The organism is Caballeronia sp. LP006 (genome assembly GCF_031450995.1).
Taxonomy (GTDB): domain Bacteria; phylum Pseudomonadota; class Gammaproteobacteria; order Burkholderiales; family Burkholderiaceae; genus Caballeronia.
On sequence record NZ_JARTVW010000005.1, the window covers coordinates 2,092,943 to 2,119,056 of the forward strand.

19 protein-coding genes and 1 other RNA gene are annotated in these 26,114 nt (G+C 63.6%); 14 read left to right on the forward strand and 6 right to left on the reverse strand.

The genetic code is table 11. From position 1 onward, the window contains the following. Nucleotides 1-49: 49 nt before the first annotated feature. Nucleotides 50-148, reverse strand: an RNA gene (gene ffs, locus P9250_RS26375) — signal recognition particle sRNA small type. Nucleotides 149-495: 347 nt separating this feature from the next. Here ffs and trxA point away from each other — a divergent pair. From trxA to P9250_RS26425, 10 genes are all read left to right on the forward strand, one after another. Further along, nucleotides 496-822 (forward strand): thioredoxin TrxA, encoded by a 327-nt coding sequence (gene trxA / locus P9250_RS26380; protein WP_008349330.1) that lies wholly within the window; start codon nucleotides 496-498, stop codon nucleotides 820-822. A gap of 240 nt (nucleotides 823-1,062) precedes the next feature. After that, on the forward strand, nucleotides 1,063-2,328 hold the full coding sequence (rho, locus tag P9250_RS26385; RefSeq protein WP_244825353.1) for a transcription termination factor Rho: 1,266 nt from the start codon (nucleotides 1,063-1,065) through the stop codon (nucleotides 2,326-2,328). Between the two features lie 211 nt (nucleotides 2,329-2,539). Beyond that, entirely contained in the window at nucleotides 2,540-3,364 is an 825-nt protein-coding gene (locus P9250_RS26390; protein ID WP_250464981.1) for a zinc-dependent peptidase, read from the forward strand. Nucleotides 3,365-3,498: 134 nt separating this feature from the next. Next, the gene (locus tag P9250_RS26395; RefSeq protein WP_016345518.1) at nucleotides 3,499-3,753 is read left to right on the forward strand and encodes a type B 50S ribosomal protein L31; all 255 of its coding nucleotides are present in this window, start codon (nucleotides 3,499-3,501) and stop codon (nucleotides 3,751-3,753) included. A gap of 256 nt (nucleotides 3,754-4,009) precedes the next feature. Beyond that, entirely contained in the window at nucleotides 4,010-5,773 is a 1,764-nt protein-coding gene (locus tag P9250_RS26400; protein WP_250464983.1) for a glycosyltransferase family 39 protein, read from the forward strand. A 39-nt stretch (nucleotides 5,774-5,812) separates the two neighbouring features. Then, nucleotides 5,813-7,171, forward strand: a complete 1,359-nt coding sequence (locus P9250_RS26405; RefSeq protein WP_250525937.1) for an MATE family efflux transporter — start codon at nucleotides 5,813-5,815, stop codon at nucleotides 7,169-7,171. A 107-nt stretch (nucleotides 7,172-7,278) separates the two neighbouring features. Beyond that, nucleotides 7,279-13,296, forward strand: a complete 6,018-nt coding sequence (locus P9250_RS26410; protein WP_409014951.1) for an MG2 domain-containing protein — start codon at nucleotides 7,279-7,281, stop codon at nucleotides 13,294-13,296. Nucleotides 13,297-13,300: 4 nt separating this feature from the next. Next, nucleotides 13,301-15,523: a penicillin-binding protein 1C gene (gene pbpC, locus P9250_RS26415; protein WP_310396011.1), complete on the forward strand. Its 2,223-nt coding sequence runs from the start codon at nucleotides 13,301-13,303 to the stop codon at nucleotides 15,521-15,523. A 228-nt stretch (nucleotides 15,524-15,751) separates the two neighbouring features. Then, nucleotides 15,752-16,360 (forward strand): helix-hairpin-helix domain-containing protein, encoded by a 609-nt coding sequence (locus tag P9250_RS26420; protein ID WP_250464988.1) that lies wholly within the window; start codon nucleotides 15,752-15,754, stop codon nucleotides 16,358-16,360. 49 nt (nucleotides 16,361-16,409) lie between these two features. Next, nucleotides 16,410-16,982 carry a YidB family protein gene (locus P9250_RS26425; RefSeq protein ID WP_409014978.1) on the forward strand — a complete coding sequence of 191 codons (573 nt, stop codon included), beginning with the start codon at nucleotides 16,410-16,412 and terminating at the stop codon, nucleotides 16,980-16,982. 180 nt (nucleotides 16,983-17,162) lie between these two features. Here the strand turns inward: P9250_RS26425 and clpB are convergent, their stop codons facing one another. After that, entirely contained in the window at nucleotides 17,163-19,760 is a 2,598-nt protein-coding gene (clpB, locus tag P9250_RS26430; protein ID WP_310396014.1) for an ATP-dependent chaperone ClpB, read from the reverse strand. A gap of 188 nt (nucleotides 19,761-19,948) precedes the next feature. Next, nucleotides 19,949-20,434, reverse strand: coding sequence for an Rrf2 family transcriptional regulator (locus tag P9250_RS26435; RefSeq protein WP_250492286.1), 486 nt, complete (start codon nucleotides 20,432-20,434; stop codon nucleotides 19,949-19,951). A 312-nt stretch (nucleotides 20,435-20,746) separates the two neighbouring features. On the opposite strand from P9250_RS26435, the gene P9250_RS26440 reads away from it, so the two are divergent. Beyond that, a complete protein-coding gene (locus tag P9250_RS26440) occupies nucleotides 20,747-21,289 on the forward strand; it encodes a group III truncated hemoglobin (protein WP_310396016.1) in 543 nt (180 codons plus the stop codon). Nucleotides 21,290-21,466: 177 nt separating this feature from the next. Here the strand turns inward: P9250_RS26440 and moaE are convergent, their stop codons facing one another. From moaE to glp, 3 genes are read right to left on the reverse strand one after another with little or no spacing between them, the layout of a single operon-like run. After that, complete coding sequence (gene moaE / locus P9250_RS26445; protein ID WP_244825363.1) at nucleotides 21,467-21,931, reverse strand: molybdopterin synthase catalytic subunit MoaE; 465 nt, start codon at nucleotides 21,929-21,931, stop codon at nucleotides 21,467-21,469. A 1-nt stretch (nucleotide 21,932) separates the two neighbouring features. After that, nucleotides 21,933-22,190: a molybdopterin converting factor subunit 1 gene (moaD, locus tag P9250_RS26450; protein ID WP_244825364.1), complete on the reverse strand. Its 258-nt coding sequence runs from the start codon at nucleotides 22,188-22,190 to the stop codon at nucleotides 21,933-21,935. 11 nt (nucleotides 22,191-22,201) lie between these two features. Beyond that, nucleotides 22,202-23,440 carry a gephyrin-like molybdotransferase Glp gene (gene glp, locus P9250_RS26455; RefSeq protein WP_350030141.1) on the reverse strand — a complete coding sequence of 413 codons (1,239 nt, stop codon included), beginning with the start codon at nucleotides 23,438-23,440 and terminating at the stop codon, nucleotides 22,202-22,204. Between the two features lie 410 nt (nucleotides 23,441-23,850). On the opposite strand from glp, the gene P9250_RS26460 reads away from it, so the two are divergent. The 3 genes from P9250_RS26460 (at nucleotide 23,851) to P9250_RS26470 (ending at nucleotide 26,079) form a co-directional block, all read left to right on the forward strand. Further along, complete coding sequence (locus P9250_RS26460) at nucleotides 23,851-24,396, forward strand: NUDIX hydrolase (RefSeq protein WP_244825366.1); 546 nt, start codon at nucleotides 23,851-23,853, stop codon at nucleotides 24,394-24,396. Between the two features lie 27 nt (nucleotides 24,397-24,423). Further along, the gene (gene aat / locus P9250_RS26465; protein WP_310396019.1) at nucleotides 24,424-25,155 is read left to right on the forward strand and encodes a leucyl/phenylalanyl-tRNA--protein transferase; all 732 of its coding nucleotides are present in this window, start codon (nucleotides 24,424-24,426) and stop codon (nucleotides 25,153-25,155) included. 105 nt (nucleotides 25,156-25,260) lie between these two features. Then, nucleotides 25,261-26,079, forward strand: coding sequence for an arginyltransferase (locus P9250_RS26470; RefSeq protein ID WP_310396021.1), 819 nt, complete (start codon nucleotides 25,261-25,263; stop codon nucleotides 26,077-26,079). The last annotated feature ends 35 nt before the right edge of the window (nucleotides 26,080-26,114 follow it).

Here is a 26,114-nt window from a genome sequence, read left to right on the forward strand (position 1 = left end):
AGCAGGAAACCGCGGAGACTGAAGCCGGAAAAACGCAAATAAAGCGGAAGGTGACGAGCCCGACCCTCGGCACTGGTGGAAAGCGGCTGTGGCTGCTTCGTTCCCGACCTGACCAGGTTGACCGCGCCACCATGCGAGGAGGCCCGTCACGTCGAATCATATCACGCCGATAGCCGCGCCCGATAGACCTCGCGAGCACGCCGCCGACGCCATGCAGCTCCGCTCTTGCATTGCCCGAATGCGCCTCCAGCTGAGCAATGAAGGGCTGCGCGACGGCGCCTATCGGCATCGGCGACAGATAGCAAATTAAGCTAAGATGAGCGTTGAATCACGTGCGGCGCATGCTTCATCGTCCATGCGGCTAGTCCGCAAGGCTCGTCAGACGTGGTAAGCCGGCTTCGTCTCGCCCAAGCGGCGACGAAAATCTTTTACTGTTTTGGTGTATCGTGGCGAGCATTCAAACGCGGGCCTCGAATCAATAGAGGTATTCAGACAATGAGCGAATCAATCAAGCACATCAGCGACGCATCTTTCGAACAAGACGTCGTCAAGTCGGACAAACCTGTTCTGCTCGATTTCTGGGCCGAGTGGTGCGGTCCGTGCAAGATGATTGCCCCGATCCTCGATGAAGTCGCAAAGGATTACGGCGATCGCCTGCAAATCGCGAAGATCAACGTCGACGAGCATCAATCGACGCCGGTAAAGTTCGGCGTGCGCGGTATCCCCACGCTGATCCTGTTCAAGAACGGCGCAGTGGCCGCGCAGAAGGTCGGCGCGCTGTCGAAGTCGCAGTTGACCGCGTTCCTGGACAGCAACCTGTAATAGCTCGACCGGTTCGGAGCCAGCATCGTCGGCCTTTGAACCGCGCTTGAACCACGGCGCCGATGTTGTCCACCGACAACATCGGCGCCAAAGCCCCGCCCCCGGCCAACCTAAGGCCCGCGTCGCGTGTGCTATGCTAGAATTACAAGAGTTCAAGAAGTACTAAGTCCTAGAGCGGTTCCGCTCACCTCTTCTCCCAAATCTTTCTGTCGTACCTCTTCTCCCTGGCGGGAAATCCGTATGCATTTATCCGAGCTCAAGTCTCAGCACGTGTCTGCACTGATCGAGATGGCCAATGGCCTCGAGATCGAAAATGCGAACCGCCTGCGCAAGCAGGAACTCATGTTCGCCATACTTAAAAAGCGCGCCAAGGGTGGCGACACGATTTTCGGCGACGGCACGCTCGAAGTGCTGCCCGACGGCTTTGGCTTCTTGCGTTCACCCGAGACTTCGTATCTCGCGAGTACGGACGACATCTATATCAGCCCGTCGCAGATTCGCCGCTTCAATCTGCACACCGGCGACACCATCGAAGGCGAAGTGCGCACGCCGAAAGACGGCGAGCGCTATTTCGCGCTGGTGAAGGTCGACAAAGTCAACGGGCAGCCGCCCGAGGCCTCGAAACATAAGATCATGTTCGAGAACCTCACGCCGCTGCATCCGAATAAGCCGTTGCCGCTCGAGCGCGAAATGCGCGGCGAGGAAAACGTCACTGGCCGGATCATCGACATGATCTCGCCTATCGGCAAGGGCCAACGCGGTCTGCTCGTGGCGTCGCCGAAGTCGGGCAAGACGGTGATGCTTCAGCACATCGCGCATGCCATCAAGTCGAACCACCCGGATATCGTGCTGTTCGTGCTGCTCATCGACGAGCGTCCGGAAGAAGTCACGGAAATGCAGCGTTCGGTCAAGGGCGAAGTGATCGCTTCCACCTTCGACGAACCTGCCGCGCGCCACGTCCAAGTCGCGGAAATGGTGATCGAAAAGGCCAAGCGCCTGGTCGAAATGAAGCACGATGTCGTGATTCTGCTCGACTCCATCACGCGTCTCGCACGCGCCTACAACACGGTCGTGCCGGCCTCGGGCAAGGTGCTGACGGGCGGTGTCGACGCCAACGCGCTGCAGCGTCCGAAGCGCTTCTTCGGCGCCGCGCGCAATATCGAGGAAGGCGGGTCGCTCACGATCATCGGCACCGCGCTGATCGAAACCGGCAGCCGCATGGACGACGTGATCTACGAAGAGTTCAAGGGCACCGGCAACATGGAAGTGCACCTGGAACGGCGTCTCGCGGAAAAGCGCGTGTATCCGTCGATCAATCTGAACAAGTCGGGCACGCGCCGCGAGGAACTGCTGATCAAGCCGGATCTGCTGCAAAAGGTTTGGGTGCTGCGCAAGTTCATTCACGACATGGACGAAGTCGAAGCCATGGAATTCCTGCTCGACAAGATCCGTCAGACGAAGAGCAATTCCGAGTTCTTCGACTTGATGCGGCGTGGTGGCAGCTGATTTGCCATTCGCTTATGCGTCGAGAAAAAACCGCCTGCCTTTGGTCAGGCGGTTTTTTTATGTCGTCGCTGTCGGCTGATATCGATTCGCGTTTGCCGGCCACTCTATCCGCGTGGCGACAGCTCCAGCCGATCCCGCAAGCATCGCATTCTGCCCACGATCGTCCCCCATCCGTACAATCCGGTCTATCGCGCTTCCACCGCCTCAATCGATGACCAATCCCTTCACCCGCTGGTTCGGCGCGCAACGCCGCGAGCGCACGCTGCGCAAATACGCGATCGACGAAAGCCTGTGGCGGCGCACCCTCGATGCCTATCCGTGCTTCGGCCACCTGAATCCTGCCGACCTCGAACGTCTGCGCGAGACCGCGAGTCTCTTCATCGCGCAAAAGGAATTCTCGACCGCGCACGATCTCGAACTGACCGACGCCATGATCGTCTCCATCGCCGCGCAAGCCTGTCTGCCCGTCCTCAACCTCAGTCTCGACCTTTATCGCGGCTGGGTCGGCGTGATTGTCTATCCGGGCGAGTTCGTCATCAAAAAGACGGTGGAAGATCAGGACGGCGTCGTGCACGAAGTGGAACACGATGCCAGCGGCGAAGCATGGGAAGGCGGCCCGGTCGTGCTCTCGTGGGAAGATGCCCAGATGGCCGATGGCGCCGACGCCTACAACGTGGTGATCCACGAATTCGCCCACAAGATCGACATGGTGAACGGCGAGGCCGATGGTCATCCGCCGCTCTATCGACGCTGGCACGCGCCGCTCGACTCGACCGCGTGGGCCGATGTCTTCGATAACGCCTATGACCAATTCTGCGCCCGCGTCGACGCGGTGCCGCAGCGCCGTTTCGGCCGCTTCGAGCGCGAATCGCTGATCGATCCCTACGCGACGGATCATCCATCCGAGTTTTTCGCGGTCTGCAGCGAGGCGCTGTTCGTTACGCCGAAACCCTTCGAAGCGGAGTATCCCGAGTTGTATCGCCTGCTTGCGCGCTATTACCGGCAGGACCCGGCGGGCGTCGGCGCCCTCTTCTAAAGCTTCCCAAAAAGATGTCAAGGGTCTGATTTTCTGGCATAATCGCCGTTTTTCGACCCTAGGCAAGTGACTCGCACGAGCGCCTTGAACTCAAGACGCAACGGGTTGGCTACCGCCAGATACCAGGAAAGACCATGAAAGAAGGCATTCACCCGAATTATCGCGAAGTTCTGTTCGTCGACATGTCGAACGACTTCCGTTTCGTGACCCGCTCGACCATCCAGACGCGCGAAACCGCCGAATTCAACGGCAAGTCGTACCCGCTCGCGAAGATCGAAGTGTCGTCGGAATCGCATCCGTTCTACACCGGTCAGCAAAAGATCATGGACACGGCAGGCCGCGTCGAGAAGTTCAACAACAAGTTCGCTCGCTTCTCCACCAAGAAGTAAGACGGACCACCGCTTCAGCAAAAAGGGCAGCTCTGGCTGCCCTTTTTTGTCTCTGCCGTTTCCATGATGCTGCACGGCAAAACGGTAAGGGTTGTTGCACGGCGTTACCGCGAGCCCGTCGACACTGACGCATTCCGAGGCGCGCGTCTACAATGCCGGATGCTCTGGCCCCCGCCGCGCTTGCACGCACCTGGCAACCTACCCGCACGCACCAACGCACGGCGCACTGCCCGTTTCTCTCGATAAGCCCTCACGCATGCGATCTGTCGTTCGTCTGACCGCCTCCGCCACCAGCGCCCTGCCGCGCTGGCTACTGCTCGCCATCTGTATCGTCTACGCGTCGTTCGGGCTGTTCGGCCGCGACCCGTGGAAGAACGAGGACGCGGCGGGCTTCGGCGTGATGTGGACGATGGCCAACGGCGACGCGCGCGACTGGCTGCTGCCCAATCTCGTCGGCAAGGCGCTCACGGGCGACGGCCCGCTGATGTACTGGCTCGGGGCATCGTCGATCCGGATCCTGAGTCCGTGGGTCGATGCCAGCAACGCCTCGCGCGTGGTCACGGGCCTGCTCTTCACCATCGCGTGCGCGTTCGTCTGGTACACGGCCTATCTGCTTGGCCGGCGCGACGAAGCCCAGCCATTCAAATACGCGTTCGGCGGCGAACCCGAGCCGCGCGACTACGGCCGCACGCTCGCCGACGGCGCCTTGCTGATTCTCCTTGCCTGCTTCGGGCTCGCCGAGCGCGGTCACGAAACCACGCCGCAGCTCGCGCAGTTCGCCGGCACCGCGATGCTCATCTACGGCCTCGTTCGCAGCATCGACAAGCCGATTCACGGTGCGCTCGTGTGGGGCGCGGCAATCGGCGTGGTCGGCTTGTCGAGCTCGCCCGTGCTGGTGTTCGCGCTTTTGCTATGCACGCTTGCAATGACCATCATCGTGCGTCAGGTGCGCGCCGCGCCGCTGCTGATCTACGGCCTGCCCGTCGCCGTCGTGCTGATCGCCGCGTGGGTGCTGCCGACGCTGCATTTCTTCCCCGACGACGGCGAATGGTGGCTGCGTCAATGGTGGCGCAACAGCTTCGATACTTTCTCCGGGCCGCCGTCGCTCGTGTTCGGCTACGCGATGAAGAACCTGCCGCTCTTCACCTGGCCCGCCTGGCCGCTTGCAATCTGGGCCTTCGTGAGCTGGGGCGGCATGCGCCGCTCGCCGCACGTCGCCGTGCCCTTGTCCGTGATCGGACCGCTGCTCGTGCTCGTCGTGCTGCAGGCGCGCGAAACCAATCGCCTCTTCTTGCTGCTGCTGCCGCCGCTGTCCGTGCTCGCGACTTTCGCGCTGCCGACCTTGAAACGCGGCGCGATCAACGCGATCGACTGGTTCGCCATGCTCAGTTTCACGATCATCGGCACGCTCGTCTGGCTCGTGTGGACGGCCGGCATGTTCGGCTTTCCCGCGCCCATGGCCCGCAATCTCGCGCGCCTCGCGCCCGGTTTTCATCCTGAATTCAAACTCATTTCGTTCGTCTGCGCGGTCGCGGTGACGGCGTGCTGGTTCCTGCTCGCGCGCTGGCGGCTTGCACGCCATCCGAAGGTGCTGTGGCGCAGTGTCGTGCTATCGAGCGCGGGCACCACGCTGATGTGGGTCTTGCTCATGACTTTATGGCTGCCGGTCGTCAACTACAGCCGGACGTATCGCGATGTCGCGGAGCAGATCGCCGATCATCTTCCGCCCGACTACAACTGCATCTCGCCCGCACGTCTCGGCGACGCGCAGATCGCCACCTTCGCGTACTTCGGCGGCATGCACTTCGCGTTCGACGAAGATTGCGACGTGGTGCTGCGTCAGGATCGCGCGGATTACGGCGATCCGCCGTCCATCTCGGCGTTCGAATGGAAGCTCGTCTGGGAAGGCCGGCGCGTGGCCGACCGCGACGAGCGCTTCCGCCTCTACGTGCGCATTGCGCGCCCCACGCCGCCGGTCAAGAAGCCGCTGCGTCCGAAAAGCCTGCGCCGGGTGCAATAACGCATGGGCGCCGCCGTGTCTTCCAAAGCCGCCACGGGCATGCTGAGCGATGTCCGCAAGATCGGCGCGCTTGCCTGGCCCGTGCTGATCGGCCAGCTTGCGGTGATCGCGTTCGGCGTGATCGATACCGCGATGGTCGGCCGCTTCTCCGCCACCGATCTCGCGGCGCTCGGGCTCGGTTCGTCCGTCTATATCTCGGTGTATATCGGCTTGACGGGCATTCTCGTCGCGCTCCAGCCGATTGCCGGGCAACTCTTCGGCGCGGGCCGCGAGGCGGAAATCGGCGAGGAAACGCGGCAGGCGCTGTGGCTCGCTTCGGTACTCATGGTGATCGGCTTCGTACTGCTCTATTTTCCCGAACCGCTGCTGAGTCTCGCGAAAGCGCCGCCCGCGCTGCATGACCGCACGGTGGACTACTTGCGCATTCTCTCGTTCGGGCTGCCCGCGAGTCTCGTGTTTCGCGTGTATAGCTCGCTGGCGAACGCGGTCGGCAAACCGCGGCTCGTGATGTTTCTGCAAGTCGGCGGGCTCGTGCTCAAGTTTCCGCTCAATACCTGGTTCATCTTCGGCGGTTTCGGCGTGCCCGCGCTCGGCGGTCCCGGCTGCGCGCTTGCGAGCACGCTCATCAACTGGGCGCTCGCCATCGTCGGAATCACGGTGCTGCTGCGCGTGGAATTCTTCCGGCCGTTCGGCATCTTCGCGCGCTTTTGCTGGCCCGTGTGGAAGCGGCAGATGGCGCTGCTGCGTCTCGGCATTCCGATGGGGCTTTCGTATCTCATCGAAGTGACGTCGTACACGTTCATGGCGCTCTTCATCTCGCGCTTCGGCACGACCACGCTCGCGGGACATCAGATCGCGGGCAACCTCGGCGCGGTGCTCTACATGACGCCGCTTGCCATCGGGATCGCGTCGTCGACGCTGGTGTCGCAGGCACTCGGCGCAAAGCGTCTGGACGACGCGGCCTCGATCTCGCGGCACGGCATCGGCATGGCGTGCGTGCTGGCGCTGGTGTACGGCGTGATCCTGCTTGCCGCGCGGCCGCAGATCATCGCCGCCTACACGCCTGACGCCCACGTGATCGCCGCCGCGATGCCGCTCGTCTTCATCATCTTCTTCTATCACCTCTGCGACGCGCTGCAGATCACCACGGCGTTCATCCTGCGGGCCTACAAGGTCACGCTCGTGCCGACCGTCATCTACGCAATCGCGCTGTGGGGCATCGGCCTCGGCGGCGGCTATCTGCTCGGCTTCGATGTCGGCGGCATGGTGCCCGAGTGGCTGCAAGGCGCGCGCGGCTTCTGGATAGCCAATACGGTGAGTCTCGGCGTGGCGGGAATCGGCCTCTTTCTGTACTGGCGGCGCGTGAGTACGCGGCATCGCAACGTGGCGACGCGCTGAGAATCGTCGAAATGCGTCAACGCAACCGATTCGTCTCAAGAATGGCGTAGGGCTCCAGTAAAATCGCGCGGACAAGAATTACTCGGAACGAGTGGATGAGCCGCGTCATGAAAAAACAAAAATGGATTCTGGCCGCAACCACCCTCATCGCCGCTTTCGGCATGAGCGTCGCGATGTATCGGGCCGATGCCGCGCGCGTCGTGACCGTGTCGCCACAAGGCAAGGTCGCGCAAGTGCGTCAGGTCGTCGTGAAGTTCGACGAAGCCATGATCGCGTTCGGCAGTCCGAGCCCCGCCGCGCCCGGCAAGCTCGCCTGTAGCGGCGCGCCCGCCGCGGCCACCGCCGGCGGCGCGCGCTGGATCGACGAAAAAACCTGGGCCTACGATTTCAACGCGGACTTGCCGCCAGGAGTGCGCTGCGGCATCGACCTCAACAGCGGCCTGAAATCCAGCGCGGGCAACGCGCTGTCCGGTCCCAGCCACTTCGCGTTTCAGACGGGCGGGCCATTCGTTACACGCGTCGAGCCGAGTTACGGCGATATCGAGGAAGACCAGACCTTCGTGCTGCGGTTGAACGGCCCGGCCACGCAAGCGTCGGTGCTCGATCACGTCTGGTGCGAATCGAGCGCACTCGGCAACCGCATTCCCGTAAGGACGGCCGACGACGCCACGCGCGGCGCGCTTCTCAAACACTTCGGACTCGCTAAGGAAAGCGACCGCGTGCTCACGCTCGCATGCGGGCAAACGTTGCCGTCCGGCTCGAAAATGCAGCTCGTCTACGGCGCGGGCGTCACCGGGCCGAGCGGCATGCCCAACGATGTCGAGAAGCGCTTCGACTACAAGGTGCGCGATCCGTTTTCCGCGAGCTTCACGTGCGAACGGGAGAACGCGAACGCGCCCTGCACGCCGCTGCGCCCGCTCAGGCTCATGTTCACCGCGCCGATCAGCCGCGCCGACGCCCAGAAGTTCGCGTTGCGTGGTCCCAAAGGCACGGTCGCGCCGCACTTCGATGAAGACAGCAAGGACGCGGAAGTCGAAGCAGTAGAATTCGCCGCGCCGCTGCCGGAGCGCACCGATCTCACCATCGAGGCGCCCGCCAATCTCAAGGACGTGAGCGGCCGCACGCTCGCCAACGCCGACTTCTTCCCGCTCAAGACCGCGACCGCGCCCATGCCGCCGCTCGCGAAGTTCTCGTCGGGCACGTTCGGCATCATCGAGCGCTTTGCAGAGCCGGACATGCCCGCCATGTTGCCGGTCACGCTGCGCCATGTGGAAGCCGACCTGCACGTGCAAGGGCTCGACTCGGGCACCTCGCAGATCACCAAGCTCAGACTCGACGCCGATACCGACATCCGCCAATGGATGCGCAACGTCGATTTGTTCGACGGCATCGGCATGTCGCGCTCGTCGATCGAAGCGCGCATGCCCTCGCTTTTGAAGAACGGTATCGCGCCCGTCATCGTGCCGGAATCGGACGGCACCGTGAGCCGCAATCCGACCATCGACATTCGCTCGCTTTCGCTCTTGAGAAAGCGCGCGGGCGTCGAAACGCTCACGCTGCCCGCCGCCGATCCCAAGGCGCTGCGTCCCTTCGAAGTCGTCGGCATTCCGCTCGCGAAGCCGGGCTTCTATGTCGTCGAACTGGCGTCGCCGGCGCTCGGCGCGTCGTTGATGGGTCGGAACAAGTCGATGTTCGTGCGCACGTCGGTGCTCGTCACGAACCTCGGCGTGCACTTCAAGCAAGGGCGCGAGAACAGTCTCGTCTGGGTGACGACGCTCGACAAGGGCAAGCCCGTCGCCAATGCGGATGTACGCGTGACCGACTGCAACGGCGATCAAGTGGCCACCGGCAAGACCGATGCGCAAGGGCTCGCGACCATCGGCAAACCGCTCGCGGCCATCCGCGAATGCAACGAGAACAGCTTGTCGTACGGCGGCTTCTTCGTCTCGGCGCGCGTTACCGATCCGGTCACCGGACCCGACATGGCCTTCGTGACCTCGGACTGGAATCGCGGCATCGAATCGTGGCGCTTCAACGTGCCGACCGACATGAGCACGAGCCGCACGGTACGCGCGCACACCATTTTCGATCGCACCTTGCTGCGCGCGGGCGAAACGGTGTCGATGAAGCACCTGATGCGCGTCGAAACGCTCAAGGGTTTCGGCTTCCCGCCGAAGTATCCGACGCGCGTGACGATTCGTCATATCGGCAGCGGACAGACGTGGCACATGCCGCTCGCGTGGAGCGCCGATCACAGCGCCGACTCGAGCTTTGCCATTCCCGCCGCGGCCAAACTCGGCGAATACAGCGTGACGCTCGATAACGGCGCGGCCAGCGACACCAACGACGCGAGCGACGACGACGGCGAAGGCAGCAATGTCACGCAGTCGTACGAGACAGGCAGCTTCCGTGTCGAGGAATTCCGTCTGCCGGTGTTCAAGGGCACGGTCTCGGCGGGCGACAGCAAATCGGCCGGTCTGATCGCCGCGCAAGAAGCGCCGGTCGATGTCCACCTCGAATATGTGCAAGGCGGCCCGGCATCGAACCAGCGGGTGCAAGTGTCGGCGCTCGTGCGCGACACGTCGCCGCCCTTCGCTTCAGACTACGATGCATTCAGCTTCTCGCCGTATCGCAAACCCGTGGACGATGGCGCGAGCGCGCCCGCCGAGGACGAGGACAGCGAGCAGCAGACGGAGACCACGACGAAACTCGTCGCCGACAAGCTGCGCGTCACGCTCGATCGCAATGGCGACGGCAAGCTGATCGTGAAGCCGTTGCCCGCCGTCGATTCACCCAAGCGTCTCGCGCTCGAAGCGAGCTTCGCCGACCCGAACGGCGAGATCCAGACCATCAGCGGCAGCGCCACGCTCTGGCCCGCCGCGGTCGCCGTGGGCGTGAAGGCCGCGCATTGGGCGTCGGTCGGCGGTTCGGTGCCGGTGCAAGCGCTTGCGCTCGATCTGCAGGGCAAGCCCCGCGCGGGCGTATCGGTCGAAATCAAGGGCATGGCGCGCGTGATGTCGAGTTCGCGCAAGCGCATGGTCGGCGGCTTCTACGCCTACGACAACCATTCCGAAACGAACGACCTGGGCACGCTTTGCAGCGGCAAGAGCGACGATCACGGCATCGTCTCGTGCGATGCCAAGCTCAAGACCGCCGGCAATATCGATCTGATCGCCGTCGCGAAAGACGGCGATGGCCGCACGGCCAACGCGAGCACGTCGGTCTGGGTCACGCGCGAAGACGAACTCTGGTTCGGCGGCGAGAACACGGACCGTATCGACGTGCTTCCGGAAAAGAACAGCTACGAGCCCGGCGAGACCGCGCGCTTCCAGGTGCGCATGCCCTTCCGCTCGGCCACTGCGCTCGTCGCGGTGGAGCGTGAAGGCATCATCGAAACCCATGTGGTCGAACTGAACGGCAAGGACCCGACCATCGAACTGAAGGTCGAGCAAGCGTGGGGGCCGAACGTCTATGCGTCGGTGCTCGCGTTGCGCGGACGTATCCATGAAGTGCCGTGGTATTCGTTCTTCACGTGGGGCTGGAAAGCGCCGGTCGAATGGGCGCACGCGTTCTGGTATGAAGGCCGTCAGTATCAGGCGCCGACGCCGCTCGTCGATCTCTCGAAGCCCGCGTTTCGTTACGGGCTGGCATCGATCAAGGTGGGCACGGCATCGCACAAACTGGCGGTGAGCGTCACGCCGGACGCGAAGTCGTACACGGTGCGCGCCAAGGCGCATGTAAAGGTCAAGGTCGCGCTGCCTGACGGCAAGCCCGCGCCCGCAGGCACGCAGATCGCGGTCGCGGCCGTCGATGAAGCCCTGCTCGAACTCATGCCCAACCAAAGCTGGAACGTGCTCGACGCGATGTTGCAGCAGCGCGCCTACGGCGTGGAAACATCGACCGCGCAGATGGAGATCATCGGGCGGCGGCACTTCGGGCGCAAGGCGGTGCCAGCGGGCGGCGGCGGCGGACATAGCGCCACGCGCGAACTCTTCGATACGCTCCTGCTGTGGAATCCGCGCGTTGCGCTCGATGCGAACGGAGAAGCATCCGTCGATGTGCCCTTGAACGACGCGCTCACGCGCTTTCGCATCGTCGCCATCGCGGCGGTGGGCGCGGGACGCTTCGGCACGGGCAGCGCATCAATTCAAAGCACGCAGGACTTGCAACTCATCTCCGGGTTGCCGCCGCTCGTTCGTGTGGGCGACGCATTCCATGCGCAGTTCACGCTGCGCAACACGACGCAGCGCACCATGCGCGTCGTCGTCACGCCGCACGCCGGTTCGCTCGCGCTCGATGCACGCACGGTGGAACTCGCGCCGGAATCGTCGCGGGAAGTTGCTTGGGACGTGACCACGCCCGACGTGCTAGGCATGAACGCATCGGCGAGTCTCGCCTGGGACGTGAGCGCGGTGGAGCAAGGCAGCGCTTCGGCCACGAAGCCCGCGAGCGATGCCGTCAAGCTGCAGCAGCGCGTCGTCGCGGCCATTCCGGTCACGACGCAGCAAGCGACCATCGCGCAGGTGGACGGCACGTTCAGCGTGCCCGTCGCGCCGCCCGCCGATGCCAGCACGTCGAGCAACGGCGCCGTGCGCGGCGGTATCGCGGTGTCCTTGCAGCCGAAGCTCGCGGACGGCTTGCCCGGCGTGCGACGCTGGTTCGAACGCTATCCGTATAACTGCCTCGAACAGCAGACTTCGCGCGCGCTCGGCCTCATGGACGCAGCGCAATGGCAAGCCGTGCTCACGCGCATGCCGTCGTATCTGGATCGCGACGGTCTCGCGAACTACTTCCCGCCCTACGACGACGAACGTCCGACCGGCAGCCCGACGCTCAGCGCGTACTTGCTCGCGGTATCGGACGAAGCGTCGAAGCTCGACCGCCGTTTTGCGATGCCCGCGGAATTGCGCGATCAGCTCGCCGCCGGTCTCGCGAATTTCGTCGACGGCAAGCTCGAACGCAAGTTCTGGGCGCCGCGCAACGACCTCGACTTCGAAAAGCTCGCCGCCATCGAAGCGCTTTCGCGCTACGGTCTCGCGCAGCCGCGCATGCTCGGTTCGATCACCGTCGCGCCGGATCAATGGCCGACCTCGGCCGTGCTCGACTACTACGCGATACTTTCGCGCGTGGACGGTATAGCCGATCGCGAAGCGAAGCGCGCGCAGGCCGAGCAGATCATCCGTGCGCGGCTCACGTATCAGGGCACGCGTCTCACGTTCTCGACCGAACGCGACGACGATCTCTGGTGGCTCATGACTGGCAATGAGACCAACGCCGCGCGCACCGCACTCATCTTCGCAAACGCGCCCGCGTGGAAGGACGAGATGCCGCGCCTCGTGGCCGGCCTCCTCGCGCTGCAGAAAAACGGCGCATGGCAGACCACGACCGCCAATCTGTGGGGCTCGCTCGCGGTGGGACGCTTCTCGCAAATTTTCGAAAGCACGCCGGTCACGGGACGCACGAACATTGCGCTGGGCGCGGCGACGCAGAGCGTGGACTGGAGCGCTGCCGCGCCTGCATCGGCGTCGTCGTCGGCGACCCCGATCACTAAGAGTGTCAACACGCGCAGCAGCTTGCTGCCGTGGTCAACCGGCTCGCTCACGTTGACGCAAGACGGCACGGGCAAACCTTGGGCGACCATCGAAAGCCTTGCGGCCGTCGCGTTGAAGGCGCCGTTCGCGGCGGGCTATCGCATCGTGAAGACGGTGACGCCGGTCGATCCCGCCGTGAAGGGCGTGCTCTCGCGTGGCGACATCGTGCGCGTGCATCTCGACATCGACGCGCAAAGCGACATGACCTGGGTCGTCGTCAACGATCCGATTCCCGCTGGCGCGACCATTCTCGGCTCCGGTCTCGGACGCGACTCGGAAGCGGCGACTTCCGGCGAGAAGCCGGATCGCGGTTCGTGGCCTGCCTTCGTGGAACGCGGTTTCGAAGGGTATCGCGCGTATTACGACTATCTGCCGAAGGGCAAGCTGCAAGTCGAATACACGATGCGGCTGAATAACGCCGGTTCGTTCGGCCTGCCGCCGACGCGTGTGGAAGCGCTCTACGCACCGTCATCGTTCGGCGCATTGCCAAACGCGACGGTCGTCGTGAAGCCGCTTGCCGCCAGCGCGAAGTGACGCCGTGAAGCGCGCCCTGTGCTTTCTGATCGGCTGCGTCGTGGCAACGGCGGCGTGCGCGTCGCCGAGCTTCGACGAGGTGCGCGCGAACTGGCGCAGTTCCGACTGGGTGCTGTTGTCGCGCGATGGCGAACCGCTGCAACGCACGCGTGTCGATACGCACGCGCGGCGCGGCGACTGGGTTGCGCTTGCGGATGTCTCGCCCGCGTTGCGTGAGGCCATCGTGGTTTCGGAAGACAAGCGCTTCTACGACCACGCGGGCGTCGACTGGCGCGGCGCGGCGGCGGCGGCATGGGCGAATCTTTGGAACACGCGCACGCGTGGCGCATCGACGGTGACGATGCAGCTCACCGGACTCATCGACGACGATAACGGCAAGCCGAACGGCCGCCGCAATATCGGCGAAAAGGCGCAGCAGACAGTAGGCGCGCTATGGCTCGAACGGAGCTGGCGCAAGGACCAGATTCTCGAGGCGTATCTGAATCTCGTGCCGTTTCGCGGTGAGATCGTGGGTTTATCGGCGTTGTCGCAGACGCTTTTCAACAAGGCGCCGTCCGGGCTCGATGAACGCGAGGCCGCGCTCGCCGCCGCGCTCGTGCGCGCGCCGAATGCGCGTTATGACAAGGTCGCGTCGCGCGCCTGCGTCATCTTGCGCGACATGCAGGCTTTGCATACGAGCGACAAGACGCACGCGAACGACCCGTGCGTCAACCTGGACAGCTATGTGCAACTGACGCTCACACGCACCGCGTCGGCGCCGGGCTTCGCACAAGGCGACGACGCGCTCGCGCCGCATTTCGCGCGGCGCGTTGCAAGCGAAACGCATCCCAAGGCGGGCGATCGCGTGCGCTCGACGCTCGATGCGCATGTGCAGCGCTTCGCGCGCGACACGCTCGCGCGCACGCTTGCCGAACTCAACGCGCGGGCTCATCCGCGCAATGTGCACGACGCGGCGGCGGTGGTGATCGACAACGCATCCGGCGATGTGCTCGCTTGGGTCGGTTCGGCGGGCGGCTTGTCGAACGCGCCCGAAGTCGATGCGGTGCTCGCCGCGCGGCAGGCCGGCTCGACGCTCAAGCCGTTTTTGTATGCGCAGGCCATCGACGAAAAACGCCTGACCGCGGCCACGCTGCTCGACGACGCGCCGCTCGATCTCGCCACCGGCGGCGGCCTCTATATTCCACAGAACTACGATCACGACTTCAAGGGCTGGGTGAGCGTGCGTACGGCGCTCGGGTCGTCGCTCAACGTACCGGCAGTGCGCGCGCTCGTGCTCGTCACGCCGCATCGCTTTGCAAAGACGCTGGTCGCGCTCGGTCTGCCGCTTACGCAAGCGGGCGATTATTACGGCTTCAGCCTCGCGCTCGGCAGCGCGGATGTCACGCTGGCCACGCTTACCAATGCGTATCGCGCGCTGGCCAACGGCGGCGTCGCACGGCCGTCGTTCGATCTTGCGAGCCACGCTGCCGCGCCTGCGGGAAAGCGCGTGTTCAGCCCGGAGGCGAGTTTCATCGTCACGGACATGCTCGCCGACAACAACGCGCGCACGCGCACCTTCGGTTTCGACAGCGTGCTCGCCACGCGCACTTTCAGCGCGGTCAAGACCGGCACCAGCAAGGACATGCGCGATAACTGGGCCGTCGGTTTCACTTCGCGATACACCGTCGGCGTGTGGGTCGGCAATGCCGATGGCGCGCCTATGTGGGACGTCTCCGGCGTCACCGGCGCGGCGCCCGCGTGGAATGCGCTCGTCGGCTATTTGCATCGGCGAGCCGCCAGCCACGCGCCGACTGCGCCGTCGGGCGTGATCGAAACGCAGGTCGCGTATCAGCACGATATCGAACCGAAGCGCGGGGAATGGTTCGTGCGCGGCACGCAGATGAGCGCTATCGGCATCACGGCGAACGCGGCGGGCTCAAGCGGAGCGAGCGGCAAAGGGGACAGCCAGGCGGCGCGCATCGGAGCGCCGACCAATGGCACCATCTTCGCGCTCGATCCCGACATTCCGCCCGCGCGCCAGCGCGTGTGGTTCGAACGCTCGGGCAATAGCGCGCTCGCCTGGCGCCTCGACGGCAAGCCGTTCGGCCGCGATGCGCGCGTCGCCTGGCTGCCATGGCCGGGACATCACATCCTCGAACTCGTCGATGCGCGCGGCAACGCGGTCGATTCAATCGCCTTCGAAGTGCGCGGCGCGTTTCTCAAGACTGCTCAAAGGCCGTCGCGGTGAGGCCGAAGCATGCCTTGCAGCATGCAAAATATTGATGCGTCATCCAATCTGCATTGCGCGACGTTAAAGATTGTGCGCTCGTGTGGTGCGCGCGGCGGGGTCGTGCACAATGCGAGCCGTCATCGTTCGGGACTTGTTTTTGCCCTATGCTTAACGGCAAAGTCGTTATTCTGTCGTAAGCCCGGACGCATCGATTCATCATTCTTTTCCATTGCCTGGAGTGCCGTCATGCTGAAAAAGCTGCTGATGCTGTGCTTTGCGTTGATGCTGTCCGTCGGAACCGCGTTTGCCGCGGTCGATGTCAATACGGCCGATCAAGCCGCGCTCGATTCCGTGAAGGGCTTGGGTCCGGTGAAGTCGAAAGCGATCGTCGACGAGCGCGCGAAGAACGGCCCGTTCAAGGACGCCGACGATCTCGCGACGCGCGTGAAGGGTCTTGGAACGAAGTCCGTGGCCAAGCTCGAGGAGAACGGTCTGACCATCGGCGGATCGTCGCAGCCGCCCACGGGCAAGACCACGAAGCCCGCCGTGAGCAGCACGCAAGGCGCCGCGCCGTCCAACTCGACGGTCAAATCGTCGACAGCCGCCACGGCGGCAACCTCGCCCGCGGCCACCACCGCGCAAACGCCAGCCGCCACGCCGCAAGCGCCGGCTACCGCCACACCTGCTTCGGCTACGAAAAAGAGTTCGCGCAAGTCCAAGGCCGCAAGCGCGGCGGCGGCTGCAAGCGCGGCGCCGGCAGCGACGACGGCACCCGCCGCGGCAAGCGATGCGAAGCCTTCGAAGCGCAAGAGCAAGAAAGACAAGGCCGCGAGCGCCGCGGCTGCCAGTCAATAAAAGTTAGAAAAGATCGAGGCGAGCAGGCGACGGCCAACCGCATCATGCCATCGCCCTTCAACCTCAAGTACTTCGTCTCAAAGCTCGCGTTTCGCTCTCTTCGCACGATGCAAGCGCGTCACGCGAGCCACCCCACCCCGCAACTTCTCGTAGTGAGACTGCCATGAGCCTAATCGATATCCTCGCCTCCACCCTCGGCAACTCGTCGCAACAAGGCGGCCAACCCGGTCAATCCGGCCAGGCTGCGCTGATCACGGCGGCGCTCGAATTCGTCAACAACCAGCCGGGCGGTATCGCGGGGCTGATCCAGCGCTTTCATCAGGCGGGCGCGGGCGACATCGTGTCGTCATGGATCGGCACGGGCGAAAACAAGCCCATCAGCCCGGACACGCTGAACAACGCGCTCGGCTCGGACAACGTCGGTGCGCTCGCGCAGAAAGCCGGCGTGTCGAGCGATCAGTTGTCGGGCATGCTCGCGGCGGTGCTTCCGCATATCGTCGACCGCGCGACGCCGAACGGCGAAGTGCCCGCCAATGGCCAGATGGATCTGTCGAGTGTGCTCGGATCGCTAGGCGGCCTGGCGGGTCTCTTCGGCAAGAACGAAGCGCCGAAACAAGGCTGAGTCTGATTCATCGCGTTTGTTTTGGACCCTGCGGGCGGTTCGCCCTGCGGGGTTTTTTGTTTTGCGGGCCGCGGCGTTGGCGTCATCGATCGTTCCCGCTGCCGCCAAACAAAAAGGGCGATGGATCACCCATCGCCCTTTAGAAATCGCCGCCGAAAAGCAAGCAGCGATCAACCGCCTTTAGTGCACTACGCGGTCGAACACGAACTTCCCGTCCTTGATATCGACCGGAATGACGTCCTTCGGTCCGAACCTGCCAGCCAGAATCAGCTTGGCGACCGGATTCTCGATCTCCTGCTGAATCGCGCGCTTCAACGGCCGCGCGCCGAACACTGGGTCATAGCCGACCTTGCCGATCTGTTCGAGCGCCGCATCCGACACGTCGAACTGCATGTCGAGCTTGGCCAGGCGGTCGTGCAGACGCTGCAACTGAATCTTCGCGATCGATTCGATATTCGCGCGATCCAGCGAGTGGAACACCACCACGTCGTCGATCCGGTTCAGGAATTCCGGCCGGAAATGCAGCTTCACCTCTTCCCAGACGGCGTCCTTCACCGCTTCGTGCGGTTCGCCGACCATGCTCTGGATGACATGCGAACCGAGGTTCGACGTCATCACGATCACCGTGTTCTTGAAGTCGACGGTGCGGCCTTGTCCATCGGTCATTCGGCCATCGTCGAGCACTTGCAGGAGCACGTTGAAGACGTCCGGATGCGCCTTCTCGATTTCATCGAGCAGGATCACGCTGTACGGCTTTCTACGCACGGCTTCGGTGAGATAACCGCCTTCTTCATAGCCGACGTATCCCGGCGGCGCACCGATCAGACGCGCGACGCTGTGTTTCTCCATGAACTCGCTCATGTCGATACGAATGAGATGATCTTCCGAATCGAACAGGAACGCGGCCAGCGCCTTGCACAGTTCCGTCTTGCCGACGCCCGTCGGCCCCAGGAACAGGAACGAGCCATACGGACGGTTCGGATCGGACAGACCCGCGCGCGAACGGCGAATCGCGTCGGCCACCGCGCCGATGGCTTCGTCCTGACCGACCACACGCTCGTGCAGCTTGCCCTCGATCTGCAACAACTTCTCGCGCTCGCCCTGCATCATGCGCGAGACCGGAATGCCCGTGGAACGCGACACCACTTCCGCGATTTCCTCGGCGCCCACTTGCGTGCGCAAAAGACGCGGACGCGTCGGGTTGTTCTGCTCCTGCGACTCGGCCTGCGTCACTTGCTTGAGACGCGCTTCGAGTTCGGGCAGCTTGCCGTATTGCAGTTCGGCCACTTTCTCGAGCTTGCCTTCGCGCTGCAAACGCGCGATGTCCGCACGCGCCTTTTCGATCTCTTCCTTGAGCTGCGCGCTGCCCTGCACGGCGGCCTTTTCGGCGGTCCAGATTTCTTCGAGATCCGAATATTCACGATTGAGCCGGTCGATTTCTTCCTCGATGAGTTGCAGACGCTTTTGCGATGCCTCGTCCTTCTCCTTCTTCACGGCCTCGCGTTCGATCTTCAACTGGATGAGACGGCGGTCGAGCTTGTCCATCTCTTCGGGCTTCGAATCGATTTCCATCTTGATGCGCGACGCCGCTTCGTCGATCAGATCGATCGCCTTGTCCGGCAGAAAACGGTCCGTGATATAGCGATGCGACAACTCCGCCGCCGCGACGATAGCCGGGTCCGTGATCTCCACGCCGTGATGCAACTCGTACTTTTCCTGCAAGCCGCGCAGGATCGCGATGGTCGCTTCCACCGAAGGTTCGTCGACCAGCACTTTCTGGAAACGCCGCTCGAGCGCCGCGTCCTTCTCGATGTATTTGCGATATTCGTCGAGCGTGGTCGCGCCGATGCAATGCAATTCGCCGCGCGAAAGCGCCGGCTTGAGCATGTTGCCCGCGTCCATTGCGCCTTCGGCCTTGCCCGCGCCGACCATCGTATGAATTTCGTCGATGAAGACGATGGTCATGCCTTCGTCCTTGGCGATATCGCTCAGCACGGCCTTCAGGCGCTCCTCGAACTCGCCGCGGTACTTCGCGCCCGCGAGCAGCGCCGCCATGTCGAGCGACAGCACGCGCTTGCCCTTGAGCGTTTCGGGCACTTCGCCGTTGACGATACGCTGCGCCAGTCCTTCGACGATAGCCGTCTTGCCGACGCCCGGTTCGCCGATCAGCACCGGATTATTCTTGGTGCGGCGTTGCAGAATCTGGATCGAGCGGCGGATTTCGTCATCGCGGCCGATCACCGGATCGAGCTTGCCTGCGCGGGCGCGCTCGGTCAGGTCGACGGTGTACTTCTTGAGCGCCTCGCGCTGACTTTCGGCGTCCTGGCTATCGACCTGCGCGCCGCCGCGAACCGCGTTGATCGCGGCTTCGAGCGCCTTGCGCGTAAGACCATGCTGGCGGGCTACGCGGCCCACTTCGCCTTTGTCGTCCGCAACCGCGAGCAGATACATTTCGCTCGCGATGTAGGTGTCGTTGAGTTTCTGTGCTTCTTTATCGGCGTTGTTGAGCAGGCCCGCGAGATCGCGGCTGACCTGCACGTTGCCGTCCGTGCCCTGCACTTGCGGCAAACGATTCATCGCGTCGTTGAGCGCGCTTTGCAGTGCCTGAACCTGCACGCCCGCGTGCGACATGAGCGAGCGCGCGGAACCGTCCTGCTGCGCGATCAGCGCGGCAAGCAAGTGAACCGGCTCGATATACTGGTTGTCGTGACCGACCGCCAGACTTTGCGCGTCTGACAGCGCTTCTTGAAATTTGGTGGTGAGTTTGTCGATTCTCATTATTGAAAGCTCCAATTCGAATACGACCAAAATGAGGCGCGTTTGGTCGGTTTCAAGCCTTGTTTAGCCGTTTGCGCGCACTTTTTCGCTTGATTTCGAGAGAGCCCGCGCGAGCGTCGGCGCATGAGAATGACCTGTCCGTCCGGTTTTCGTTCACCGTCCGGCCGCGTGCAAGACTTAACCGCGCGTCAGGCAGACGAGCTTTGCATGCGCTCGACCGATACCGGAATCACGCTCACTATGCCAAGCAACTGCGAGAGCTCATCCGCCGGACGCGCGAGTTCGCCGACCGTATGCTTGTCGAGTTCCGCAAGGAAGGCATCGCGTGCCGTCGCGAAGACGCCGCGCAACAAGCAGGCCGACTGAATCACGCATTGCCGGTGTGCCTTGTCGCGCGAAAAACAACCGACGATGTCGAAGTCGCTTTCCATTGTGCGCACGATCTCGCCGATCGTCAGATAAGGCGTGCGCTCGCCAAGCCGCAGTCCGCCATGACGCCCTCGCACCGTTTCCACCCAGCCGAGTTCGCCCAATTGCTGGACTATTTTCATCAGATGATTTCTTGAGATGCCATACGCCTCGGATATCTCGCCGATGGTCGAAAGGCGGGACGGGCGCACGGCAAGGTAAAGCAGGACGCGCAGGGTGTAGTCGGTGTAGTCGGTCAGTCGCATGATGTCACGATGATTTTGTGCGCGGAACACGCGCATCGAGAACAACGGAGCCAGAGGCACGCGGGCAAACGAAGAGCAGACGGCGAAAGCGGCGCGACGCGGGATGCGCGGAAAAACACCGCGCGTGCGCCAGCGACAATGACCTCAACGCACACATAAGGTCTAACATCCTGACGCGGCCTGCCACGAAAAATTGAACGACCGGTCGGATTATCGCTGTTCAAGACGCGACATTTTGCGACAAAACAGCGCCTATCGTCAGCATAATGTGCTGACGCTTGCGTGTAAGCATCCGCATAACATTTATTTGCCATGACCCTTCACGAATCATCTGCCCGCCCGGCTCGCTTTGCGGAACCGGACGAAGCCAACATCCGCACGCTCGTGGAGACGTTTTATCGCCGTGTCGATGACGATTCCCTGCTCGGCCCGATCTTTTCGCGCGAACTGACGGGCCGCTGGGACGAGCATCTCACCAAAATGACGACCTTCTGGTCGAGCCTCGTGTTGGGAACGAAGCAGTATCGCGGGAATGTGCAAGAGGCGCATCGGCCGCTCGAAGGTATCGCGCCCGAGCATTTCGCACGCTGGCTTACGCTCTTTCTCGACACCGTGGACGCGCGTTACGAGCCGGCCGCCGCCGTGCAGTTCATGGAACCGGCACTGCGGATCGCGCACAGTTTGCAATTGAGCAAGTTCGGCTGGGATTACAAGATTCCCGACGCGCAGCAGGAACTTCTCGCGGCGCTCAAACGGCAGCGCACCGGCGGCCGGGAAGAGCCGCGTTTCGCAAAGCGGCCTTCGGGGGAAGCGTTTCCAGCGAGGTTCGTGGGACGTTCGGCGGATACGAAGTGACGCTCGCGGCGTTCTTCCTCGCCGATCACGCTTGTCTTGCCGCCCAAGGTTTTTGGCTTTTACCCGTTTGCGAGCGCTCTTAGCGCGATTTCGCGTGCCGCTTTTGTCTCGCCAATCACGCGGTAAGCGGTGGACTCATCCGCGGATCGTCGCCTTTCCTATGACCATCGCCGCGCTTTAGCTTTTCGGCTTTTGCCAGCGAGCCAGCGCCGTATCATCCGATTCACGCGCATCGACCCAGCGCTCGCCCGCGTCGGTTTTTTCCTTCTTCCAGAACGGCGCCTGCGTTTTCAAGTAGTCCATGACGAAGGCGCACGATTCGAACGCCTCGCCGCGATGCATCGCCGTGGTTGCGACCAGCACGATCTGATCGAGCGGCTTCAGTTTTCCCACGCGATGTACGATCAGCACGTCCGACCCAGGCCAGCGCGCGCGCGCCGACTCGGCAATCTCGTGCAGCGATTTCTCCGTCATGCCGGGATAGTGCTCGAGCTCCATCGTCTCGACCGCGCTGCCTTCGTTCAAGTCGCGCACCGTGCCGACGAAGCACGCCACCGCGCCCACTTTCGGATTGCCCGCTCGCAGCGCGGCGACTTCCGCTCCGAGATCGAAATCCGCCTCCTGTACGCGCACGATCGTCATGTCAACCGCCCGTGACCGGCGGGAAAAACGCCACTTCGCAGCCATCCGTGATGCGCTGCGACGGGTCCGTCATGACGTGATTGCAGGCCATGCGCAACGCACGGCCTTCGGCGAGCGTTTCGGCCCACGCGCCGCCGCGCATGCGCAGCCAGGCGCGTACATCGCCGACATTCACGACGGTGTCCGGCACGCTGACCGTCTCGTTCGCGACACCCAGCGCTTCGCGCACGCTGGCAAAAAATCTCAGTTCGATATGCATTTGATGGCCTTCTACCGCATCAACTCTGAAAAGGGAATGAAGCGCACCGTCTCGCCCGCGCGGATGGCGTGATCCGGCGGATTGTCGATGAGGCCGTCGCCCCACACGGTCGAAGTCAGCACGGCGCTGCTTTGATTGGGAAAGAGATCGAGGCCGCCCGCGTCGTTCACGCGCGCGCGCAGGAACTCGTTGCGGCGGTCGCCCTTCTTTTGGCTGAAGTCGGCACGCATCGAGTAGACGCGCGGCGCGACGTCGCTCGCGCCTGCCAGCCGCAGCAGGAACGGCCGCACGAACAGCAAGAAGGTGCAAAAGCTCGACACCGGATTTCCCGGCAGGCCGATGAAATATGCTTCGCCGAGTGCGGCATCCGAACGTCGCACGTTGCCGAACGCGAGCGGCTTGCCGGGCTTCATCGCGATCTGCCACATGGCGATGCGTCCTTCGGCTTCCACCGCCGGTTTCACGTGATCTTCCTCGCCGACCGATACCCCGCCGCACGTCAGAATCAGATCGTGTTCCCCGGCCGCGCGGCGCAGGGTTTCGCGCGTTGCGTCGAGACGATCCGGCACGATCCCGAGGTCGGTCACGTCGCAACCGAGTTTCGCAAGCAGCGAGCGCAGCACGAAGCGATTCGAGTTGTAGATGGCGCCGGGCGCGAGCGGCTCGCCGGGCATGCGCAGTTCGTCGCCGGTAAAGAAGATGGCGACGCGCACGCGCCGCACGACATCGAGCGCGCCGCAACCGACCGATGCCGCGAGACCCAACGCTTGCGGCGTGAGGCGCGTGCCCGCAGGCAGGATCACCGAACCGCCGCGGATGTCCGCGCCTTGTTGCGTGATCCATTCGCCAGCTGCGGGCGCGTGCGCGAACGCGACGCTGCCGTCGTCCGCCGCACGCGCCATTTCCTGCATGACGACGGTATCGGCGCCCGGAGGCACCGTCGCGCCGGTGAAGATGCGCGCGGCCGTGCCTGCCGTGAGCGGCGTGGCGGCGTGGCCAGCCGGAATGCGTTGCGACACCGGCAGCGCGCGCGGCGCGGCCTCGCTCGCGCCGGCGAGATCGGCGGCGCGGACGGCGTAACCGTCCATCGAGCTGGTGTGCATTGGCGGAACGTCTAGCGGCGACGTGACATCGGCGGCAAGGACGCGGCCGAGCGACGCCGCGGCATCGAGCGTATCGATGCGCTCGGTGCCATCGACCCGATGCGCGGCGTCGAGGAGAAGGCCGAGCGCTTGCGCGGTCGCGAGCATCGGGGGACGAGGAGAAGTGGACATGGAGTTCGTACGGAGCGATGCGCCCGTCAATCGTGAATGGGGAGTAGCTGGCAACGTCAGTCAACCATTGTAGCGAGATGGGCGGTGAGGCGAAGCGCTCTGGCGTTCGCGGTCGTTCGTGTGGTTTGCGGCGTTCGTGTCGTTCGCTTCGTTTGCGGTCGTTCGCTTCGTTCGCGTCGTTCGCTTCGTTCGCTTCGTTTGCGGTCGTTCGCTTCGTTCGCGTCGTTCGCTTCGTTCGCTTCGTTCGCTTCGTTCACTTCGTTCGCGTCGCCTGCGCGAGTTCCGCCCGACCAACCGATCACGCCCCCGCTTTCCGCCTCACCCGCCCTTCATGACGACCCCCAAGCCGGTGATACACTCGCACCACACTTCCCACGTCCATTTCCATGAAATTCTGTTCCGTCTGCGGCCACGAGGTCGCCCTTTCGGTCCCGCCTGGCGACAACCGCGAGCGCTTCGTCTGCGGCAGTTGCGGCACCGTTCACTACCAGAATCCGCGCAACGTCGTCGGCACGGTGCCGGTGTGGGACGACAAGGTGCTCTTGTGCCGCCGGGCAATCGAGCCGCGCTACGGCTACTGGACCTTGCCGGCAGGTTTCATGGAAATGGACGAGACCACGAGCGAAGGCGCATCGCGCGAAACGCTCGAGGAAGCAGGCGCGCGCGTCGAGATTCAAAGTCTTTTCACGCTGCTCAACGTGCCGCACGTGCATCAGGTGCATCTGTTCTATCTCGCGCGTCTGCTCGATATCGAAATCGACGCCGGCGAGGAAAGTCTCGAAGTGCGTCTCTTCGAGGAAAGCGAGATTCCGTGGGACGAGATCGCCTTTCCGACCGTCGGCCAGACGCTGCGTTTCTTCTTCGCCGACCGCGCCGCGGGCAACTTCACGCTGCACACGGGCGACATCTTCCGCACGCTGCGCGAAGGCTGAGCGCCTCGCGCATCGACTGCTTCGACCATGGTTCCCTGGCTCGCCGACGACGATCCGTTCCCGCCCGTCGAGCGCGCGCTCGGCGCATCTAGCGGCGCGCCGGGTTTGCTCGCCGCGAGCGCGGAGCTTTTGCCCGCGCGTCTCGTCGATGCCTACCGGCGTGGCATCTTTCCGTGGTATTCGGACGGTCAGCCCGTGCTGTGGTGGAGTCCCGATCCGCGCATGGTGCTGATTCCGGACGAGTTCAAAGTCTCCGATTCGCTGCGCAAGACGCTCAAACGCGTGTCGCGCGAGCCGCTCTGGGAAGTGCGCGTGGACGACGACTTCGCCGCCGTGATGCACGCGTGCGCCGACACGCCGCGCGACGGTCAGCGCGGCACGTGGATCACTTCCGAAATCGTTGAGGCGTACTCGACGCTGCATCGCGCGGGCAAGGCGCACAGCGTCGAAACGTGGTTCGACGGGCGGCGCGTCGGCGGGCTTTATGGCGTGTCGTTCGGCAAGATGTTCTTCGGCGAATCGATGTTCGCGCACAAGACCGATGCCTCGAAAATCGCCCTCGCCGCGCTCGTCGCGCACTTGCGCCGCCATAAAATTGGGATGATAGACTGTCAGCAGAATACGGCGCATCTGGCGTCGCTGGGCGGCCGCGAGATCGGCCGCCCCGCGTTCGTCACGCATCTGCGTCACGCGGTCGAAGATGCGCCGATTCCCTGGCGTTTCGATAAATCGGTTCTCGCGGAACTGATCGAGCGCTAGACGACGACGCAAGGACACCGGAACGGAACCAGGCACCGGACAGGCATCAACCAGGCAACCAGAAACCAGCAACGACGAGACGCCCGCGAGACGAGAGCCGCCAACGTGACACATCCGAACGAGCTGCCGCTGTCACCGCTTTCCGCGCTGCAATTCTATGCAACAGCGCCCTATCCTTGCAGTTATCTGGAAGGACGCGTGGCACGCTCGCAAGTCGCGACGCCCAGCCATCTCATCAATTCCGACGTCTACACCGAACTCGTCAAAGCCGGCTTCCGGCGTTCCGGCGTGTTCACGTATCGCCCGTATTGCGACGGTTGCCGTGCCTGCGTGCCGGTGCGCGTGCCGGTGGCGCGCTTCGCCCCGAACCGCACGCAACGGCGCGTCTGGAAGCAGCACGGCAATCTCGTCGCGAGCGTCGCGCCGCTGCATTACGACGAAAAGCACTACGCGCTTTATATGCGCTATCAATCGGCACGGCACGCGGGTGGCGGCATGGATCGCGACAGCCGCGACCAGTACGAACAGTTTTTGCTGCAAAGCAGGATCAACTCGAGGCTCGTCGAATTCCGCGAGCCGGGCCACGCGGACACGCCCGGCGCATTGCGCATGATCAGCATGATCGACATTCTCGGCGACGGGCTTTCGTCCGTGTACACGTTCTTCGAGCCGGGCCTGCCGCACACGAGCTTCGGCACGTTCAACATCCTCTGGCAGATCGAGCAGGCGAAAAGCCTCGACTTGCCGCACGTGTATCTCGGCTACTGGATTCGCGAAAGCGAAAAGATGGCGTACAAGGCCAACTTCCGGCCGCTGGAAGGGCTGATCGATGGCCGCTGGTCACCGCTCGATCCCGCAACGACGCTTTCCGCCGGAACCCTGCCGATGCCGGGCCGCATCCACAACGTGAGTCAGCCGAAGTAGCAAGCGCCTCGCGCGCGGCAACCTTGCGCTTGACG